This window comes from Candidatus Enterococcus willemsii (assembly GCF_009933335.1).
Lineage (GTDB): Bacteria > Bacillota > Bacilli > Lactobacillales > Enterococcaceae > Enterococcus_F > Enterococcus_F willemsii.
In genome coordinates this window covers 29057-44129 of the sequence record NZ_MAEL01000054.1, presented here as the reverse complement: position 1 = coordinate 44129, position 15073 = coordinate 29057, and the positions used below count along the sequence as shown (strand labels likewise).

The following is a 15073-nucleotide window of genomic DNA, read 5'->3' as shown; positions in this document are numbered from 1 at the left end:
CCTGAAAGGACTAACAACATGGAATAGCTGGTATCAATCTATGTTAAAATAAATTAATACTAAGTAATGAATGAAAGGAAGTTTTGACCATGAACAAACCTCAAACCATCGACGAGTATCTAGCTCTTGTTGATCCGACACGTAGAGAAGTTCTCAATCAGATACGAACACTTGTTAAACAATTAGTACCAAGTGCAGAAGAAACCATTAGTTACAACATGCCTACGTTAAAATATAAAAATCGACCGCTTGTCTATTTTACTGCTTCAAAGAATCATATGAGCTTCTATCCATCCTCTTGGGCAATGGAAGATTTCAAAGAACAACTACAAGATTATAAACAAACCCAACATGCGATTCAATTTACCTTAGAAAAACCCTTGTCTGAAAAGTTGATAACCGAACTCGTACTTGCTCATAAACAATACATTGATGCTGGGAGAAAAGCGTAGAAATAGATCTTCCATTAGTATTTAAAAGTTGAATAGATGTATTAAACAAAAAACGATAAGACCCATTTTATCGTTTTTTATTTAGTAAGAACATTTGATTACTCTCTAGCAATCCTTTCATTCAATCAAAGTGACAAAGCGTTTATTCCAAATATTTTCATAGAAGTCAATGGTTTCTTTCGCAGTAAGAAAGGTATTGTCAGTCGTGGTTGTTGTTTGCCTGAACATCGTTAATTGGTAGCCCAAACCGTGAGCAAATTTAACTGTGGCATCCACACAATATTCCGTTTGCGCCCCACAAATTTCCAATGACTGTGCATGAATACTTGATAAAATCTGCTGTAAGTCAGTATTGAAAAAAGCATTTCCATGTGTTTTTTGAACAAAATAGGTTCCCTTTCCTTGATCTAACTGGGGAATCACTTCCCATGCATGCTCTCCTTGAATCAATACTTCATCACAATGTTGAACAAAAATAATATTTTTCCCTGCTTGATGATAATTGTCAATTCGTTGGTTCACATGTTCAATTAATTGGGGTAATCGATAAACAGGTATCGCATCTAAACAAACACCTACTTGTAAATCGATAATTAGTAGGACATCGCTAAGTTTCTCCATTTTTCTCTCCTATTATTTTTAGTATTTGTGAATATACATTCTGGTTAACTCAGTTTCACCATCTTCTTTTACCATACAATAAAACTTCCATCCGTATTGCTCATAAAAAGACCTATGACTCGTTAGTAGATAAAGTGTTCTAATCTTTTTGTCTCTCATATCTTCACACCCATAGTCCAATAATTTTCCGGCGATACCTTGCGATCGATAATTTTCATCAATATAAAGTGCACAAACATTAGGTGTTAAATCTTTCCTGTCATGAAAGTCATTTTCTATTATTCCCATACCTCCTATAATTTGACCATTATCTGATAGTACGATATACCATTGAGGAATAGATTGCTCGTTATTTATACTTTCATTCATACTTTCTAAATAAGCTTCCCTGGGAAGTCCCCACTTTTCATGAAACCATTGTGCAGCCTTTTCTTTCATTTCAATTTTATTGACCAATGAGATAATTTCAAATGTCATCCAACTATTCCTTTCCTAAAAATATGTATCATTTTATTCATACAATAAAATAGATTTCTATTTTTTACTATTTATTCGAAAAGAAAAGAAGCTGATTACTCAGCTTCTTCGGGTGCAATAATTAACACATCACATTTGGCTTCACGAATGACATAGCTTGCGACACTTCCTGTGATAAAACGTTCGACAGCATTTAATCCTGACTGACCAATCATAATTAAGTCCACATTGTATTTTGCTGGAAGTTCTTTGGCCATGGCTGTTTTGGCTGAGCCATAGGCAACGACACCTTCCACTGCCTCAAAACCAACAGAAGCTGCGTATGCTTTGGCTTCTTGAATCATTTCTTTGGCTGCTTCTTCTTCCTGCACAAAAATACTTTCATTCAATGGCGCAAAGCCCATTGTTGTGGATACTTGTGAGTCTAAAACAGATGCTACAATAATCTTTCCTTGGTTTCGACGGGCAACTTCGACTGCTTTTGCAAATGCATTTTTCGCTTGCTCTGAACCATCGATTCCCACCAAAATTGTTTGATACGTATGTTCCATTGCACTCACCCTTTCTTTACTTACAGCTCTCGAAGAAATGCTGCAATTTCCTCTTTCGTTTTACGATTTTTATTCACAAAACGACCGACTTCTTTACCATCATTAATGACAACAAAGCTAGGAATTCCAAAAATATTCCATTCAATCGCCACATCCATATAATCATCGCGGTCAACTTCAATAAATTGATACTCTGGAAATTCGGCTTCAATCTCAGGCATTACTGGTTTAATAAAGCGACAATCGCCACACCAATCTGCCGTAAAGAAAAAGACATTCTTTCCCTTCTCTACATATCCTGCAAGTTCTTCTAAATTTTTCGGAATAATCATCGAATCCCCTACTTTCTTTTAACTACTTTAAGTATACCACTTTTTAAGAATGCTCTGCAAAAAATCCTGACAGAAAAACCAGCTACCTGATTTTACTCAAATAGCTGGTCAAGATTACTTACCTTCAATAATTGTTTGTACCGTACTACGATCTAGACCACGTAATGTTTGAATCAACATTTCACGGGCTGCATCATAGTCAGCAATGCTGAACATTGTTTGATGTGTATGAATATAGCGACCCACAACACCAATCACTGTACTTGGAATTCCTTCGTTCGCTGTGTGAGCAGCACCTGCATCCGTACCACCTTTTGAAACAAAGTATTGGTATGGAATATTGTTTGTTTCAGCTGTATCTAATAAATATTCTTTCAAGCGAGGCAACATAATCAACCCTGGATCATAAATACGCATCAATGTGCCTTCACCTAAATGACCAAATGTCCCATTTTTTGTCACTGTATCATCTGCTGCTGAACAGTCTACCGCAAAGAATAAATCTGGTTTAAATTTATTAACCGCACCTTTTGTTCCACGCAAACCAACTTCTTCTTGCACGTTGGCACCCGCAATTAAGGTATGGCCTAATTTTTCATTTTTCAATGCTTCTAAAGCTTCCAAAACAACTGTACAACCATAACGGTTATCCCAAGCTTTTGAAATAATATTTTTGCCGTTTGCTGTTTTAATTGTTTCAACTTGTGGCACAATTGTATCACCTGGACGAACACCAAAGGCTTCGGCTTCTTCACGCGATTCAAAACCGGCATCAAATAAAATATCAGTTACTTCCAATGATTTTTGACCCGCTGTTCCACGCAATAAATGTGGTGGAATCGAAGATGAAATACATGGATAATCGCCTTTCATTGTTTTTAATGTAAAACGCTGTGCTGAAACCACATATGGATTCCAACCACCTAGTGGCGTAATTTTAAATAGTCCACGATCTGTAATTTGGGTAACCATGAAGCCAACTTCATCCATGTGTGCTGCGACCATCACACGAGGTGCATCTGCTTCTTCGTGTTGACGAATACCAAAAATACCACCTAATCCGTCTTGTTGTACTTCATCAACTAACGGGGTGATTTCCTTGCGCATATACGCACGAATGTCTTGCTCAAATCCGCTTGTTCCTTGAAGTTCTGTTAGCTCTTTAATTCGTTGAAATGTTTTGTCTTCCATGAGAATGTTTGACTAATGTCAAACCGACCCTCCCTTTCTAAATAACTTCTTCTATTATATCGCAAATTATAAAAGATGGAAGTTTTCTTGTTTGATTGCTTCTATTCTATGGTAAAATGAACAATAACAATAGTTGACAGAAAGGAGCATGAGAATGAATAAAGAAAATCATTTGAATTATTTTAAAGGTGGATTAATGATTGGTGCCGGTATTGGTTTAGCTACAGGCATTGCCACAACTATTTGGGCGAAAAACAAGCAAGAATTGAGCGCAGATGCCGTGTTGGATAGAATTAAACGCGCTTTTCTAAAAGAAGGTTCGATTGAGGGTTCTTGGATTAGTTTTGAGAAACAACCAATTCGTAAATTTGCCATCCACTCAGAAGCTTACAGTGGCGGGATTACACGCATGGAAGACGGGCTACTTGTCATGTACGAATTTTTGGCAGATACAAAAACTGGTACTGTCTTAGACGTCCATCGTTCAATTGCATAAAATAAATTGAAAGAAAAGAGGACATTCTTATGGGCTTATTTAACGGATTAATCGGAAATGCAACCGAAGCAAAACCTGCAGGTGTCGAAAAAGATTTAGCTGACGTTCTTATGCCAGAGGAACAAGTTGATTTAGCATTCAAACTTGTTCGTGACCTTGTTGTTTTTACAGACTACCGACTAATTATCGTTGACAAACAAGGCGTCACCGGTAAAAAAACATCGTACAAAACATATCCATATAAAAGTATTTCTCGCTTCACGGTTGAAACATCCGGGCACTTTGATTTAGATGCCGAGTTAAAAATCTGGATTTCAAGTGCCTTGGAACCTGTCGAAATTTTACAATTTAGAAAAGATAAAAACATTACACAAGTACAAAAAGCACTAGCAATGGCCGTATTGAAATAATTGCTTGATAAGCGACAAGAGTAGACTCAGCATCTAACTAGCGAGCCTACCCTTGTCTTTATTTTAAACTAACTATATATTATTCTATTTTTTAACCGATTGATAGTACGGTCAAAGAAATGGAGGATATATATGAAAAAAATTGTTCACAGCTTAGTACTTCCTGTTTTAGGGATTTTTATAACGGCATGTACGAACGAAGCACAGACAGAAGAAAGTGATGCTCGGCTTTCCGAATCAAGCATAATCGAAACAACAACCAACTCTACTACTGTGTCCAGCCAACAAGAAACGAGCGAAAGTACAGAAGTCGTTGCTTCACCTACTCTTGAAGAATTTGTCGGCGGTTGGGGCATTCCCTATTCCGAATTCTTTTTCTTTATTAATAGTGATGGGACTGCATCTGATACGAGTGAAGTCAATCAGCCACTCCCTGAAACATCATTTCACTATACAGATGATGGTCGTTCTGTTATGACACTACATAGAGCAGATGGGACTTCAAATGACTTTGTTTTAGAAAAAGACGGCACCTTGACTACGAATGGTGAAAGTTATATTTACTTAGGAAATATAACTTTAGAAGAGTTTCGTGCCAATAATGCACCAACCGAAGAAACCACCGTTGACTCAGAACCTACCACGTATACATTAGACGAGGCCATCACTGCAGCCAAACATTTTATGGCTGACGGCAATGACCTGTCTCTATTCGATAATTATACTTTCACAAGTGATGAACAATTAACCGATGCTAGTGGACGCCCCTACTATGCAATTAATATCCGCCAAAATGGTAGTAATGGTATGAAATCCATGGCAATTGGGACGATTATTGTTTATGCTGATAATGGTGAGTGTGCTTGGCAATAAAAAAATAAGCTAGACAATGTTCGCGGCATCGTCTAGCTATCCTCTCGTTTCCGAGATTCTTTGTAAAAACATTATATCAAAGAAACGGAGGTTTTATCATGGAAAATTTATTCGTAATTTTATTTTTAGTTAGTCTTGGTGGTCTTGGATATGGTACAGTTCGTTCAATCATACATCTTATAAAGAAAGACAAACAGCGAAGAAAAGACAATAAACGATTAATCATCTCATCTGCACTAGCATTAGTTATATCTTTTGTTGGTGTTGGGATAACTGCCCCTTCCCCACCAGCTGATGTCAAAGAATCTACAACAGTATCATCCAAACAGGAGGATACAAAAAAAGTTGAAAACGACAAGAAAAAACAAGAGGCGTTAAAGAAAGAACAGGAACAGAACAATCAAGAATTAAAAAAATTACGAACCGAGCTTGCTACAATTGAATATAAAGATACGCAAACAATTGAAGTAAATGATAATGTTCCCCTATTTACGAAAGCTGATTTATCTGTAAAAAAAGGCAGTTGGGAAACATATGGTGATTTAGACGAGTTGAATCGTGCGACGTCAGCTGAAGCTATGTTGAATCATGATTTAATGCCTACAGAAAAACGTGGGGATATCTCTAATGTAGAACCGACTGGTTGGAAGAATAAAAAGCTGAATAAAGGCTATCTTTATAATCGTTCACATCTGATTGGTTTTGCACTTTCTGGGGAAAATGATAACTGGAAAAACCTAATTACTGGTACCGCTCAATTAAACAATCCTGAAATGCTTCGTCATGAAATGGACATCAAAACATATTTAGAAGAAAATGACGATCACTATGTCCGATATTCAGTAACACCGATTTTCAAAGACGATGAACTACTAGCACGTGGCGTGCACTTGATGGCTCAATCTGTAAATGATGATACCATCAAATTTAATGTATTTATTTTTAACATCCAAGATGGTGTAACTTTAAATTATGCGGATGGTTCTAGTGAAACAGATGAAGAAAAAGCGGCGAAAAAACAGAAAGAAGAACAGCGAATTGCAGATGAAAAAGCAAAGGCTGAGCAAGAAAAACAACGCATTGCTGACGAAGAAGCTAAAGCGGAACAAGAAAAGCAACGTATCGCTGACGAAGAAGCTAAAGCGGAACAAGAAAGACAACGCATTGCTGCAGAGCGAGCTGAGCAAGAACGTATAGAAGCAGAACAAGCTGAAGCGAACCGGCTTGCAGAAGAGCAAGCAACACAACAGCAAAGTGCGGCTAACAATCCGTATAGTGATGCAAATGGTAATGGTTTGATAAAAGGATCTAGTAGCGGAATTTATCATGTCCCTGGCTCTACTTATTATGATAGAACAACAAATCCTGTTGCTTGGTTCTCTTCAATTGAGGAAGCCGAAGCCGCTGGATATAGACCACCCAAACGGTAACTAAAAAACACGCCCCTCTAGTTTGGCGACCGAGGACGTGTTCACTAATAAAGACCTATGACCTAGGCTTCTTTATCATACATAATTATAACAAATTGAAAGTAGTGTTACCATAATCCTTCCTTCTAAGCTCTGCGAAATAACCAAAAGACCTTGATGTGATATTTTGCGATTAAAAAAATCACATTAATAATTATGTTCGGTAAGAGCTTTTTTTATTTTCCGACCTTCCAACTGTTATTCTTATATCTCCAGTCCCCTTAACATTTTGTTCACTAAATTAATCGATGCTGTAATTAGCAATGTATGAAAAAATATGACGTTTAGGTATGAATTTACGACGTTTAGGATAAAAATGGTTTCCTTCTTATTTTTCATGGTATATTCACTGTGAAAAATAAATAAATCAAGAGGTATAATGCAGATGAAAAAAATCAAACTATATCAAGTTTATCCATTAATTTCAAGTTGCTGTTTTATCCTATCTCAAGTATTTTTGACTAATTATAACCCTAGAGAAATTCAACCAGTATTTCAATATCTATATTTAAATGTTCTATTTCCAGTAGCTTATTTGTTTTTTATAGGTTATCTTATTCCTTTATTTTTATCAATAAGAGTCACAAAAGTTATTAAACGTATATTAGTATCCAGTGTGTCAGTCTTTTTATTAGTATATATGATTATTTATATATATTTCTTTTTCAATAAACATGGGGTTATCTTTATGAATCACGGAAATTTGTTACTAGGGATTTTGGGTGGAGTATTGTTAGGAGCTGCAAGTGCTTGTTACACAGAAGATAATCATTAAGGAAGACAATATGAACATAAAGAGAACTCAATATGTACCGACCTCTGGCAGTTAGACCAAAAATCTAACTGCCAGAGGTCGATGTTTTTATGGCTAAATATCGTTTTGAATTCAAGTTAAAAATTGTTCAAGAGTATCTTGATGGAAGAAGCGTAAAAAACGTGGTGTGATATTTTGCGATTCTTAAAAAAAAATCACACTAAAATCATACCACGAATTAACTCTCATTCGTTTCTATTCACTTTTATAAATTATTAAGTCCCATTTTAACAACATTTTGGAAGTGATTCAGAATTATTGAGAATAAGATAGAACCAACGTTACTTCGCTAATCTATAAATAGCATCTGCATAAATCACAGCTGCACGGAATAAATCATCTAAGTCCATAAATTCATTGGCTTGGTGCATAGTGTCTGTATAGCCAGGGAACATCGCGCCATAAGCTACACCACGTTTTAGTAAACGTCCGTATGTGCCGCCACCAATGATTTGTTCAAAGCCTTTTTCACCCGTATGGTCTTCGTAAACCGCTAATAATGTTTGAACCAATGGATCATCTTGAGGAACATAGTGTGGTTGCATATGATGTGGTTCCGCACTGAATGTTGGCTCAAATTGTCCAAGTGTTTCTTGTAAACCAGCTTCGATTTTTTCTAAAGAAGTGCCTTGTGGGTAACGGAAATTTAAGTTAATAAACGCTTGTTCTTTTGTCGCATCAAAATCAAATAGACCCGCATTCATTGTTAGTTTACCCATTTTTTCATCTTCATAAGCAGTGTGTAGTTTTTCGCCATACACATCTTCGTGAATATAAGTTGCTACCGCTGCAAGGAAGTTTTTCGCTCCACCAGCAAAAGCAAAGTCATTTAAAAATAGACCTAAGAAAGTAGCCGCATTGATGCCGATTTGTGGGCTTGCCCCATGTGCACCTTTTCCAACTAAATCAAATGTTACTGTTTTACCATCAATACTACTTGATCCAGTCACAGGATGTGCTTCTAAAAAGGCGGCAAAAGCTGTTGCCAATTCTTCCGCTTTCGCTGCATCTGCAACAGTAACCACTGCTTTCGCTGTTCCTGGTACCATGTTTGCACGTAAACCGGCTGTAAAGCTTGTTAAAACATACGCACCTTCATTGCTGACAGGTAAGTGGACAGCAACAGAAACATTCCCTTTTTCACCATTAATGATTGGAAATTCTGCATCAGGAGAGAAGCCAAAGTCTGGTTTTTCTTCATGCTCGAAGTAGTAGTCCATATCTCCCCAACCACTTTCTTCATCAGAACCTACCACAAAGCGGATTTTTTTAGATAATGGTAGATCTAATTCTTTAATGATTTTCATTCCATAATAAGCTGCCATACTTGGTCCTTTATCATCAGAAGAACCACGTGCATAAATTTTATTGTCTTTAATCACTGGTTCATAAGGATTTGTATCCCAGCCATCACCTGCAGGTACGACGTCCATATGTCCGAAAATACCTAGTGTTTCATCGCCTTCACCAAATTCAATATGTCCAGCATAATTATCGACATTTTTAACGACAAAACCGTCACGTTCACCATAGGCCAACATGTGTAATAGCGCATCACGAGGTCCAGGTCCAAAAGGTGCATCCGGTGTTACTTTATCGTCTTCACGTTCACTTTTTACTTTTAATAAGTCGATTAAGTCTTGCAATAAATCATCTTTGCGTGCTTCGACTTCTTTTTGCCAATCAATTGTCATTTGAGTCCCTCCAATTTTGTATTCTCGTGTTCCATGATACCACTTCTAAACTAGAAAGTGAAAAAGAAATGCAGTGATGCATAGAGAAATGGTCGCTTAAAAAATACCATTCCAATCATTCTACTTACATTCTTTTTCACCTTGTACTATAGTAAAGACAATTAGTGGTCTTCTAGAAAGGAATCTTTGCTCATGAAAAAATTAACGCCAGAATGTTTATCTATCATTCCCCCTCGCCCACAAATTTCACACAAAGGTACGTTTGGTCGCGTCGTTTTAATTGGTGGCAATCAACAATACGGTGGCGCAATTATGATGGCGGCAGAAGCCTGTGTTCGCTCTGGTGCAGGTCTTGTCACGGTTATTACCGATCCAGTTAATCATGTTGCGCTTCACGCTCGTCTACCAGAAGTGATGGTTGTGAATTGGTATGATCTTACTTCTGTACAAGAAATTTTTGAGACAGCTGATGTTTGTTTGATCGGTCCCGGACTAGGATTAGAAGCACATGGACAAACGCTACTTTCTTTCGTATTAAACCATCAACAAGCAGAACAACAACTGATTATTGATGGTTCAGGAATTACATTATTTGCTGCGTCTTCTTTCACTTTACCTTTTTCTAGTCAAACTATCTTTACACCGCATCAAATGGAATGGCAACGATTAAGTGGACTGGCAATCGCACAACAATCAGAAGAAGCAAACAAACACGCACAACACCAATTACAAGCAACCGTTGTACTCAAAAGTCATCGGACAGAAATTTATTCCTGTGGACCGACTGTTCAAAATCCTTTGGGAAATCCAGCGATGGCAACTGGGGGCATGGGCGATACATTAGCAGGAATGATTGCTGGCTTTTTAGCACAATTCTCAGATAAAGGCGCCATTCAAGCTGCGGTTTACCTTCATAGTTATATTGGTGACCTCTTGGCAAAAGAGCGTTATGTTGTATTGCCAACCGAAATTAGTGCCGCACTTCCGTATTGGATGAAAAAGTTCTCAAACTCTTGAAAAAACTATAAGAATCAACTATAATTTTGAACTCTATTACTTTTTGACAAAGGAGCATGTGTATGGTCAACACTGAATTGCAAAAAGAAAAACATTACTTGTCTCACGTGTATCAACAACTTTTACAAACTGAAGAGCTGCTTACTAAGCTCATCCAAACAGCAAAAACGGATGGCTTGCTGTCACTTAAAGAAATGGGGAAAGATATTAGCCTCAATTTTGATAGTGTTCTTGATAATTTGGATACTTTTTCAATGATTGAAATGAAAAATCGTGAAATCGATCAAATGAATATCCGAATTCAAACCAGTGAGCAAACGCTTCAAAAGGTCCAACAATTATTATTGAGCCCCTACTTTGGGAAAATCACTTTGAATTTCTCAGCAGAAGAAACTGATGAAGCTTTTTATTTTGGTCGTCATAATTTTACGGATGAAACCGGAAATACCCTCATCTTTGATTGGCGTTCCCCCATTGCTGAAACGTATTATAATAATCTGATTGGTCCATCATACTACGAAGCCAACCAACAACAAATTCCTGTCACCATTCGTGATCGTCGTCAATTTTTGATTGAAAAAGATCAATTATTACAATACTTTGATACCTCGGTTGCGATTCAAGATGATATTTTACTTGAAGCCCTCAAACAAGATACAACCCATTATATGCAAGATATTACTGCTACAATTCAAACCGAACAAAACAAAATTATTCGTGATCGTAAGCATGATATTGTCTTAGTCAACGGAGTTGCTGGTAGCGGAAAAACATCTACTATCATGCAGCGAATTGCTTATTTACTCTATTCCTTACGCCAAGAAATGTCGGCAGATAATTGTCTCATTCTTTCACCAAATCATCGATTTATCGATTATATTTCAAATGTTTTACCTTCACTAGGCGAACAATCACCTTTAAATGTAACAATTTTACAATTTCTAAAACAATATCTCTCCGTTCCCTTAGAAGATGAAAACCAGTATTTTTCACGCATCAGCCAACAATCAAACGATACACAAACAGAAACTTTACGTAGCTTATCGTTTATTGATTTTATAAAAACAACGACACATACTTTACGCCCAGAAGAATTTATCCAAGATATTCGATATAAAAAACGCGTGCTGATACGAAAAGAAACCATTATCAACTATTATCACGAGACACCGCTACATGCTTCTGTGCAAGATCGAATGCAGGCAACGAAAAAAAGAATTACTAGCGACTGGCAACGTCATTTATTCAAACAAGCCAAATCAACGAACATTCAAACACAACTGCTCGATTTATCAGAAGAACAACAACGTCATTTTTTTGGCGAACTGATTTCAGATGATTCCGAACACCATCTACAAAGGTACGCAGAGCAATTATTGAAGAAAAAATACCGTTCGATTCAAACACAAATTGATTCCTTTGCTTGGGTTGATTTAGTTTCGATTTACGAAATGCTTTTAGCTGCGTATCAAGGAACAAACAATCCTTTAACAGCCCCTTATACTGTGGATGAAGCGGTTATTTTTGTCTTGATTAGACATGTCTTAATTGAAAAAATCGACACATCACAAACTAAATATCTTTTTATTGATGAAGTGCAAGATTATACACCTGCGCAAATTGCTTTATTAAATGAACTATTCCCTACAGCCCATTTCACTATGGTTGGTGACGAAAACCAAGCAATTTTTAATTCGTATAGTACATTTGAACACATTGCTCAACAATTTGCTCATCGCCAATCAGTGATAACCTATCCTTTATTGTATAGTTATCGCTCGACAGGCGCCATTACGCAACTATTCAATCAATTAACGTCCCAAGACATTTCGATTATACCGATACGTCCACTTGGTCAAGCACCCAACTTTATTCAAATCAACCCAGCCACCGATTTAAATGAACTAGTCAGAGAAATTGTTCGAGATAATCAAACAACGACATTGACATTCCTAACCAAAACAGCTGACCAAGCAGCTGTTTTACGGGCTCTATTGCCCACTACGATCACTATCTTGCCAATCAGCTTAGCCAAAGGATTAGAATTTGATCATGTAGTTTTGTATGATGTATCTGATGAAAATTATTACACAGAACGTGATAAAAAAATTCTTTATACAGCCATTTCACGAAGCATGCAGACATTGACGATTTTATATACAAATCAATTGCCCCAATGGCTATAATCAAACACTCTCCAACATTACACGCGAATGTTGGAGAGTGTTTGATGCTAATCACCACCGGCAGCAATTTTTGCTTGATTATAGATAGCTTTTTTCGATTTCAATTCTTCTAGGTTCCCAATTTTTTCCCCTTTAGAATAATAGCCATCGGTAATCCCTAATGCCTGAAAGAGTGTCTGCTTATACGCAATTTCGGCATTCCACTCCACCGTATCTAGAATAGATAATGCTTTATGAATTGCCATCATACCCGTTTCACCCGTTGCATTAATTAATACACCATGACTATCAAGCAATAACATGTGTGGCACAGACAACTTGTTTTCTTTAATATAGGTACTTGTGATGCTCGCTAATTCTTCAGAACAATTTGGCGCAAAGTCTAATACGGGGACAGCAGCTACTTTTTGGGTTGCTTCAGTTAAATTAGGCATTGGTAGTTCAGTTGTTGCCCAAAACATCGCATTTGGAGCATGGGCATGCAAAACTGCTTTGATTTCAGGATTTGTATCGTACATTGCTTCATGCATATTAATTTCACGCGTTAATTTACCAATACCACTGACTACTTTACGAGTATGTGGTTCCACTACTAGAATTTGGGCTGCACTTAGTTCACCCAGATACGCTTCAGACATCATTGTTGGTGTCATGATAATATAATCTTTACCTGTTTCATCCGTCGCTTTGAATGAAAAATTTCCTCCTGCAACATTGGTTAATTTTCTTGAAAAAATCAGCTTTACAATTTTCGCCATATCTTCTCGTTCTCTTTCAAACATCATACGTCCATCAGACATCTATACGTCCTCCTTATTTTTTTAAACAATTTTTTTGACTGCAGTGTTTCTTGTACAGCTTCGTGAACCACTCGCGATTCCTCAAGTTGTTTTTTTCGCTTTTCATCATATTCCTTAAATAAAATCGGATTGCCATATTTATAAATATATATTGCTAAACCAATGACAATCATATTTAAGCTTGTTTGTCCTGTAAACAAAGCAAGAATGAATAATGCAATCGCGAGAAAAAGCAAGAGCAGCCATTTTAGTTTACTTTCTTGATTTGTTAATTTCATCATTTCCTTCTCCTCGCCTTCTGATTATTCGTAACGTTTGCTTGGTACAGCAACTTTATTCATATATCGATTTAACAAGATAAATAAGAGAATAAAGACGATTGCTCCAATAATCGCTAAAATATTTTTGTTAAATGCTTCAGCAAATAAAATTCGGAATTCCGGACCTTCAATCGATGCCCAAGTAATTAGTTGTCCTTTTTTAAAGCCTTCTACCGCTCCTGTATCAGCAGCTAAACCACTTAAAACAGGTGCTAAATACGTTGCCGCATACAAATAAATTGGCATAGTGATGATTCCTAAAATAAGCATTCGAAGTAAATTCCCACCCGTTAACAAAAGTCCCCCTACGGCAATTGAGTAATTAATAATACTTGCTAAAGGTAAGACTTGGTTTCCAGGTAATAAAATCGCAAATCCAATAAAAACTGGTACTAAAAGAATCGCTGTTACCCAAACTTCTGAACGACCTGCTAAAATCGGCCAATCTAAACCGATAAATACTTCCCGATCTTTAAAACGTTTCTTCATAAATTCAGACATCGCATCTGCTAATGGAGAGAGGGATTGCATGAATAATTTAGAAATCATTGGAAACAGTGCCAAAGCAGTTGCTACCTGAATAGCTAAATTTAAAGAACCAGAGATACCATAAGCAGCAGCTAATCCTAACCCCAATCCAATAATAAATCCCATCACGGAATTTTCAGAGAACATTCCGATTTTTTTCTTCAATGCATTCGTATCTGCACGTTTGTTGAAAAAAGGAATTTTATCCATCAACATATTAAATGGTAAAAGTAAAACCGCAGCTGACGTCATAAAATGTGTGACTGTTACCATTGGAATTCCTGTTAAATCTTGAATATGACGTTGGAACATATCTCCTAATTTTAATTCCAATACAACTTGTACAATCGCTGTCACAAAACCTGCGACTAAACTACCAGTAACAAAGTAAACCATGTAAGCAGTTAATGCTTTTCCCCAAACATTCCACATATCAGCATTTAAGGTTTTTGTCCAATTAAAAATCAGCATAATGAAATTCACGCCTATTGTTACTGCAAAGAAGATAAATGCATAGCTCCAAGACCATACAATTGCTGCAGCTCCCGTCCATCCCATATCCAAAGCAGGCAAATTAATACCTGTGTTCTTGGCTAATGCTTCTGACGCCGGACCAACTGCATTCGACATAAAACCGATAACCATTGACATCCCAGTAAAGGCAATTCCCAATGTAATCGCCGACATAAACGCTTTTTGAACTTTCATTCCCGTCAACAAACCTAAAATTAAAATAATTAAAGGTACAAAAATTGCCGATCCTAAACCTAAAACAGCATTGACAATACTTTCAAATACTCCCATCTATTCTTACCTCTTTTCAATTAAATTTTTGCAGACGA

Annotated in this window: 17 protein-coding genes; 8 read left to right on the top strand and 9 right to left on the bottom strand. The window is 36.8% G+C overall.

Annotation, left to right across the window (positions count from 1 at the left end; all coding sequences use genetic code 11):
- The first annotated feature begins 89 nt into the window (after window positions 1-89).
- Window positions 90-452 (top strand): iron chaperone, encoded by a 363-nt coding sequence (locus BAU17_RS11295; protein ID WP_161902928.1) that lies wholly within the window; start codon window positions 90-92, stop codon window positions 450-452.
- A gap of 117 nt (window positions 453-569) precedes the next feature.
- Here BAU17_RS11295 and BAU17_RS11290 read toward each other — a convergent pair whose 3' ends face one another.
- The 5 genes from BAU17_RS11290 to pepA form a co-directional block, all read right to left on the bottom strand.
- A complete protein-coding gene (locus BAU17_RS11290) occupies window positions 570-1073 on the bottom strand; it encodes an isochorismatase family protein (RefSeq protein ID WP_161902927.1) in 504 nt (167 codons plus the stop codon).
- An 18-nt stretch (window positions 1074-1091) separates the two neighbouring features.
- Window positions 1092-1550 (bottom strand): GNAT family N-acetyltransferase, encoded by a 459-nt coding sequence (locus BAU17_RS11285; RefSeq protein ID WP_161902926.1) that lies wholly within the window; start codon window positions 1548-1550, stop codon window positions 1092-1094.
- Window positions 1551-1645: 95 nt separating this feature from the next.
- On the bottom strand, window positions 1646-2101 hold the full coding sequence (locus BAU17_RS11280) for a universal stress protein (protein ID WP_161902925.1): 456 nt from the start codon (window positions 2099-2101) through the stop codon (window positions 1646-1648).
- 20 nt (window positions 2102-2121) lie between these two features.
- Window positions 2122-2433, bottom strand: coding sequence for a thioredoxin family protein (locus BAU17_RS11275; protein WP_161902924.1), 312 nt, complete (start codon window positions 2431-2433; stop codon window positions 2122-2124).
- Window positions 2434-2547: 114 nt separating this feature from the next.
- Complete coding sequence (pepA, locus tag BAU17_RS11270; RefSeq protein ID WP_161902923.1) at window positions 2548-3624, bottom strand: glutamyl aminopeptidase; 1077 nt, start codon at window positions 3622-3624, stop codon at window positions 2548-2550.
- A 154-nt stretch (window positions 3625-3778) separates the two neighbouring features.
- Between pepA and BAU17_RS11265 the strand changes: the two genes are divergently transcribed.
- The 5 genes from BAU17_RS11265 to BAU17_RS11245 all read left to right on the top strand — a co-directional run bounded on the left by BAU17_RS11265 (window position 3779) and on the right by BAU17_RS11245 (window position 7647).
- Window positions 3779-4120 carry a hypothetical protein gene (locus BAU17_RS11265; RefSeq protein ID WP_161902922.1) on the top strand — a complete coding sequence of 114 codons (342 nt, stop codon included), beginning with the start codon at window positions 3779-3781 and terminating at the stop codon, window positions 4118-4120.
- Window positions 4121-4149: 29 nt separating this feature from the next.
- Window positions 4150-4530, top strand: coding sequence for a PH domain-containing protein (locus tag BAU17_RS11260; protein ID WP_161902921.1), 381 nt, complete (start codon window positions 4150-4152; stop codon window positions 4528-4530).
- Between the two features lie 132 nt (window positions 4531-4662).
- Complete coding sequence (locus BAU17_RS11255) at window positions 4663-5403, top strand: DUF4950 domain-containing protein (protein ID WP_161902920.1); 741 nt, start codon at window positions 4663-4665, stop codon at window positions 5401-5403.
- 98 nt (window positions 5404-5501) lie between these two features.
- The gene (locus tag BAU17_RS11250) at window positions 5502-6833 is read left to right on the top strand and encodes a DNA/RNA non-specific endonuclease (RefSeq protein ID WP_161902919.1); all 1332 of its coding nucleotides are present in this window, start codon (window positions 5502-5504) and stop codon (window positions 6831-6833) included.
- Between the two features lie 424 nt (window positions 6834-7257).
- Window positions 7258-7647 (top strand): hypothetical protein, encoded by a 390-nt coding sequence (locus tag BAU17_RS11245; RefSeq protein WP_161902918.1) that lies wholly within the window; start codon window positions 7258-7260, stop codon window positions 7645-7647.
- 320 nt (window positions 7648-7967) lie between these two features.
- Here BAU17_RS11245 and pepV read toward each other — a convergent pair whose 3' ends face one another.
- Window positions 7968-9380, bottom strand: coding sequence for a dipeptidase PepV (gene pepV, locus BAU17_RS11240; protein WP_161902917.1), 1413 nt, complete (start codon window positions 9378-9380; stop codon window positions 7968-7970).
- A 192-nt stretch (window positions 9381-9572) separates the two neighbouring features.
- Here pepV and BAU17_RS11235 point away from each other — a divergent pair, with 192 nt between their 5' ends.
- Both BAU17_RS11235 and BAU17_RS11230 read left to right on the top strand, forming a co-directional pair.
- A complete protein-coding gene (locus BAU17_RS11235) occupies window positions 9573-10397 on the top strand; it encodes an NAD(P)H-hydrate dehydratase (protein ID WP_161902916.1) in 825 nt (274 codons plus the stop codon).
- Between the two features lie 62 nt (window positions 10398-10459).
- Window positions 10460-12583 (top strand): HelD family protein, encoded by a 2124-nt coding sequence (locus BAU17_RS11230; RefSeq protein ID WP_161902915.1) that lies wholly within the window; start codon window positions 10460-10462, stop codon window positions 12581-12583.
- A gap of 47 nt (window positions 12584-12630) precedes the next feature.
- Here the strand turns inward: BAU17_RS11230 and BAU17_RS11225 are convergent, their stop codons facing one another.
- Genes BAU17_RS11225 through BAU17_RS11215 form a run of 3 tightly spaced genes read right to left on the bottom strand, consistent with a single transcriptional unit; the run spans window position 12631 to window position 15035 of the window.
- Window positions 12631-13383, bottom strand: coding sequence for a class II aldolase/adducin family protein (locus tag BAU17_RS11225; protein ID WP_161902914.1), 753 nt, complete (start codon window positions 13381-13383; stop codon window positions 12631-12633).
- Window positions 13365-13664, bottom strand: coding sequence for a hypothetical protein (locus BAU17_RS11220; RefSeq protein WP_161902913.1), 300 nt, complete (start codon window positions 13662-13664; stop codon window positions 13365-13367). The genes BAU17_RS11225 and BAU17_RS11220 overlap by 19 nt, the downstream gene beginning before the upstream one ends.
- Window positions 13665-13685: 21 nt before the next feature.
- Complete coding sequence (locus BAU17_RS11215; protein ID WP_161902912.1) at window positions 13686-15035, bottom strand: PTS galactitol transporter subunit IIC; 1350 nt, start codon at window positions 15033-15035, stop codon at window positions 13686-13688.
- Window positions 15036-15073 lie beyond the last annotated feature (38 nt).

Excerpts from the sequence above, each read along its gene's own strand:
- BAU17_RS11280 (WP_161902925.1), bottom strand. The coding sequence starts at position 2,101 with ATGGAACATACGTATCAAACAATTTTGGTGGGAATCGATGGTTCAGAG.
- BAU17_RS11295 (WP_161902928.1), top strand. The coding sequence starts at position 90 with ATGAACAAACCTCAAACCATCGACGAGTATCTAGCTCTTGTTGATCCG.
- BAU17_RS11255 (WP_161902920.1), top strand. The coding sequence starts at position 4,663 with ATGAAAAAAATTGTTCACAGCTTAGTACTTCCTGTTTTAGGGATTTTT.
- BAU17_RS11225 (WP_161902914.1), bottom strand. The coding sequence starts at position 13,383 with ATGTCTGATGGACGTATGATGTTTGAAAGAGAACGAGAAGATATGGCG.
- BAU17_RS11260 (WP_161902921.1), top strand. The coding sequence starts at position 4,150 with ATGGGCTTATTTAACGGATTAATCGGAAATGCAACCGAAGCAAAACCT.
- BAU17_RS11285 (WP_161902926.1), bottom strand. The coding sequence starts at position 1,550 with ATGACATTTGAAATTATCTCATTGGTCAATAAAATTGAAATGAAAGAA.
- BAU17_RS11275 (WP_161902924.1), bottom strand. The coding sequence starts at position 2,433 with ATGATTATTCCGAAAAATTTAGAAGAACTTGCAGGATATGTAGAGAAG.
- BAU17_RS11220 (WP_161902913.1), bottom strand. The coding sequence starts at position 13,664 with ATGATGAAATTAACAAATCAAGAAAGTAAACTAAAATGGCTGCTCTTG.
- BAU17_RS11235 (WP_161902916.1), top strand. The coding sequence starts at position 9,573 with ATGAAAAAATTAACGCCAGAATGTTTATCTATCATTCCCCCTCGCCCA.
- BAU17_RS11290 (WP_161902927.1), bottom strand. The coding sequence starts at position 1,073 with ATGGAGAAACTTAGCGATGTCCTACTAATTATCGATTTACAAGTAGGT.
- pepA (WP_161902923.1), bottom strand. The coding sequence starts at position 3,624 with ATGGAAGACAAAACATTTCAACGAATTAAAGAGCTAACAGAACTTCAA.
- BAU17_RS11250 (WP_161902919.1), top strand. The coding sequence starts at position 5,502 with ATGGAAAATTTATTCGTAATTTTATTTTTAGTTAGTCTTGGTGGTCTT.
- BAU17_RS11245 (WP_161902918.1), top strand. The coding sequence starts at position 7,258 with ATGAAAAAAATCAAACTATATCAAGTTTATCCATTAATTTCAAGTTGC.
- BAU17_RS11265 (WP_161902922.1), top strand. The coding sequence starts at position 3,779 with ATGAATAAAGAAAATCATTTGAATTATTTTAAAGGTGGATTAATGATT.
- BAU17_RS11230 (WP_161902915.1), top strand. The coding sequence starts at position 10,460 with ATGGTCAACACTGAATTGCAAAAAGAAAAACATTACTTGTCTCACGTG.
- BAU17_RS11215 (WP_161902912.1), bottom strand. The coding sequence starts at position 15,035 with ATGGGAGTATTTGAAAGTATTGTCAATGCTGTTTTAGGTTTAGGATCG.
- pepV (WP_161902917.1), bottom strand. The coding sequence starts at position 9,380 with ATGACAATTGATTGGCAAAAAGAAGTCGAAGCACGCAAAGATGATTTA.